Here is a 3,342-nt window from a genome sequence, read left to right as displayed (position 1 = left end):
CACGTACCGGCGGGCGAGCTCGCGCACGCGCGGTTCGAGCGCGCGCATCGCCTTGGGCCGGAACCAGTCCGCGCCGATCGCCCGGATGACCCGGTGGTCGGGGTCGTCCATGTGGACGAGCGTGCGCATCGCGGCGCCCTGGGCGATGCGCGCGTTGTTCATCCGGTCGAACTCGGCCGTGCCGAGCACCGGGCGCGGCGCGTTCCGGAACAGGTCGTGGCGGCGCTCGACCTCCAGCACGTCGGCGTGCCTGGTGACCGCCCAGAACGGGTTGTAGCCGTCCTGCTCGACCCGGTGCACCGGCGACTCGCGGCGCAGCAGCGCGAGCGCCTCGTGGAAGCGCGCCTCGTCGGCGTACGCGGCGGGGGTCGCGAGGGCCCTGCCGGCCTCGCCTACCGTCAGTGTCATCTCGCTCCTCGGGGGGACGGTCCCTGCCCGGGACCTGGAAGCCGGAGTCGCCGTCGTCGAACGAACTTGATCTTGATCCTAGATGTCGGAGAAGTCCCCGTGCCGGCCGCGTCCGGCGGCGAACCGCGCGGCCCCCGCCAGCGCCCCCTCCAGGGACCCGGCGCCGTGCTCGTACTCCACGGCGAGCGCCTCGCGTTCGGGCAGGCCCTCGCCCTGCAGCAGCGCCAGGCGGTCGCCGCGCAGGGCCGCCTGCGGCAGGCAGGCGAGCGCGGCGGCCAGCTCCTCGGCCGCCGCGCGCGCCGTCCCGGACGGGACGACCCGGTTGGCGAGCCCGATGTCGAACGCCTCCCGCGCGTCCACCGGACGGCCGGTGAGGACCATGTCCATCGCGCGGGACGTCCCGACCAGGCGCGGCAGCCGGACCGTCCCGCCGTCGATCAGCGGCACGCCCCAGCGGCGGCAGTAGACGCCGAACACCGCGTCCTCCTCCACGACCCGCAGGTCGCACCAGAGCGCCAGCTCCAGCCCGCCCGCGACCGCGTGCCCGGCGACGGCCGCGATCACCGGCTTGGACAGCATCATCCGGGTCGGGCCCATCGGGCCGTCGCCGTCCGGGGCGACGCGGTTCGCCCGGCCCTCCACCATGCCCTTGAGGTCGGCGCCCGCGCAGAACGTCCCGCCCTCCCCCCACAGGACGGCCACGGACGCCTCGTCGTCGGCGTCGAACGCCCGGAACGCCGCCGCCAGTTCGGCGGCGGTGGGGCCGTCCACCGCGTTGCGGACCTCCGGCCGGGACAGGACCACGGTCGTGACGGGCCCGTCACGCTCCACCCGGACACTCATGCCGATCAGCTCCCCTGCGGGACGAAATGCTCCTGCGGAACCTCGATGAACACGCCTGCGGCGCGGACCGCGACCGGTCCGTCCGGCCCGCCCACCCGAGCCTCACCCTCCACGAACGCCTTGCGCCCGTCCACACCCGTGCACCAGGCGCGCAGGTGGACGTCCGCGCCGACCGGGACCGGGGCCAGGTAGTCGGTCTCGAGCCGTCCGGTGACATATCGGTTGCCGAGCAGCCAGGCGGCCCCGCCGAGCGCCTCGTCCATCGCGGTGGCGAGCACCCCACCGTGGCAGAACCCGGGTGCCCCCTGGTGCTCTTTCCGCACGGTGAACTCGCACGCCATGACGCCGTCCTCGACCCCGGTGTGCCGGATCCGCAGCCCGCTCCCGGCCTCCGCGCCGCAGCCGAAGCAGCCCTCGAACCCGGCCAGCGAGGCGAGCGCGACCACCGCGCGCCCCTCGGCGAGGGCGGGCACGGCCGCGCCGGGCGGCGGCGTGGTCCGGGCCGAGGCGGGCCCCGGCCGTGCGGCCGGGGAGGCCGGAGAGGACGGGGAGGACGTCATGCGCACCACACTCCGAGCATCGTTCGGTGACCTCTCGCAGGGTACGAGGGGGCCGCGCCGCGTCCGGCACCGGATCGGACATTACAATCTGCCCACGCCTGGCGGAAGCCTGTAATCAGGGTAGGGTCCGGCCCAGGATGTCGAACCACCTGGGACTGCGTCCCCTCACCGCCCGGTCCGTCGTGCTCAGCACGCTCCTCGGCGTGCACCCGCCCCGGCTCCCGGCGCGCTACCTCGTGCGCGTCGGCGACCGGTTCGGCATCGCCGAGGGCACCGTCCGGGTCGCGCTCTCCCGCATGGTCGCGTCCGGCGACCTCGTCCAGCGCGACGGCGCGTACGCCCTGTCCGACCGCCTGCTCTCCCGCCAGCGCCGCCAGGACGAGTCGCACGAACCCCGCACCCGCCCCTGGGACGGCACCTGGGAGATCGCCGTCGTCTCCGCCGAGCGCCGTCCCGCCGCCGCCCGCGCGGCCCTCCGCCAGGCCATGTCCGACCTGCGCCTCGCCGAGCTCCGCGAAGGCACCTGGCTCCGCCCGGCCAACCTCGCCCGCTCCCGCCCGGCGATCGTCGAGGACCAGTGCGTCCTGCTCACCGGCCGTCCCGAGCGGCCCGCCGCCGACCTCGCCGCGTCCCTCTGGGACCTCCCGGCCTGGGCCGGCACCGCCCGCGCCCTGCTGGACGCCCTCGACGCGGCCGACACCTTCGCGGAGCAGTTCACCGTCTCGGCGGCCGTCCAGCGCCACCTGCTGAACGACCCGCTGCTGCCCGGCGACCTCCTGCCGCCCGACTGGCCGGGCCCGGTCCTCCGCGACCGCTACCGCGCCTCGGCCGCCGCCTTCGAACGCCTCATCCTCGAACACGTCCCCACCACCTGACCGGGCCGAGGCGTCCTTCCCGGAAAGGTCAGGTCAGCGGGTACCAGCCGAGACGTTCGGCCACGCGGTCGCGGAGGAGGAGGTACTCGTCCTTGCGGAAGCGCGGGTACGGGCGCGGGCGCTCGACGACCTCCTGCCGGACGACCTTCTGGCCGTCCAGGAACTGCTCGTGGGTCAGGTCCAGTTCGACGCCGCTGTCCAGCAGGTTCCACCAGTGCATGCAGACCGGGTCGCCGTCGGCGGTGAAGACCTCGCCACGGACGAGGCGTCCGCCGAAGAAGTCGTTCAGCACCAGGGACGTGATGTCGCAGTGCCCCCAGGCCGGATTGTCCGGCGTCCAGGGGGCGCGCTCCAGGTCGTCCGGGGAGCAGGTGTCGGCCGCCCAGCTCGCCCTCAGGGCCTTGGTGATCTCATCCAGGGTCAGCGTGCGCATGCGGCCCACCCTCGCACGCGCCTCGGACATCCCGGGTCGGTCGGCCCGGAAGCCGCGTATCGGCGGGGGTGACCGGCGGAACGGAGCGAGTTGATCTTAGGGTGGGGGCGTGACCACTCCGGGGGCGGCGGCGCCGCGGTGCGCGCGGGGACTGTTCCTCGCCGCCGCCTGCACCGCGCTCTCGCTCGCGGGTCACACGATCGGCGGACGCGGCGCGGCTGCG

4 protein-coding genes and 1 pseudogene are annotated in these 3,342 nt (G+C 75.1%); 1 reads left to right on the top strand and 4 read right to left on the bottom strand.

The window, feature by feature from the left end; translation table 11 throughout:
* The 3 genes and pseudogenes from AB0J52_RS33125 to AB0J52_RS33115 form a co-directional block, all read right to left on the bottom strand.
* A pseudogene (locus tag AB0J52_RS33125) lies at positions 1-408 on the bottom strand (cytochrome P450); the annotation flags it as partial.
* A gap of 78 nt (positions 409-486) precedes the next feature.
* Positions 487-1,251, bottom strand: coding sequence for a crotonase/enoyl-CoA hydratase family protein (locus AB0J52_RS33120; RefSeq protein ID WP_500186799.1), 765 nt, complete (start codon positions 1,249-1,251; stop codon positions 487-489).
* A 5-nt stretch (positions 1,252-1,256) separates the two neighbouring features.
* Positions 1,257-1,811 (bottom strand): PaaI family thioesterase, encoded by a 555-nt coding sequence (locus AB0J52_RS33115; protein ID WP_500186798.1) that lies wholly within the window; start codon positions 1,809-1,811, stop codon positions 1,257-1,259.
* 137 nt (positions 1,812-1,948) lie between these two features.
* On the opposite strand from AB0J52_RS33115, the gene AB0J52_RS33110 reads away from it, so the two are divergent.
* Complete coding sequence (locus AB0J52_RS33110; RefSeq protein ID WP_500186797.1) at positions 1,949-2,686, top strand: PaaX family transcriptional regulator C-terminal domain-containing protein; 738 nt, start codon at positions 1,949-1,951, stop codon at positions 2,684-2,686.
* Positions 2,687-2,714: 28 nt separating this feature from the next.
* On the opposite strand, the gene AB0J52_RS33105 is transcribed toward AB0J52_RS33110, so the two are convergent.
* Positions 2,715-3,119: a YunG family protein gene (locus AB0J52_RS33105; protein WP_500186796.1), complete on the bottom strand. Its 405-nt coding sequence runs from the start codon at positions 3,117-3,119 to the stop codon at positions 2,715-2,717.
* Positions 3,120-3,342 lie beyond the last annotated feature (223 nt).

Origin of the sequence: Spirillospora sp. NPDC049652 (assembly GCF_040675125.1) — a bacterium.
In the GTDB taxonomy this organism is placed as follows: Bacteria; Actinomycetota; Actinomycetes; order Streptosporangiales; family Streptosporangiaceae; genus Spirillospora.
The sequence above is the reverse complement of the archived record's forward strand: the minus strand, read 5'-3'. Positions and strand labels throughout refer to the sequence as shown.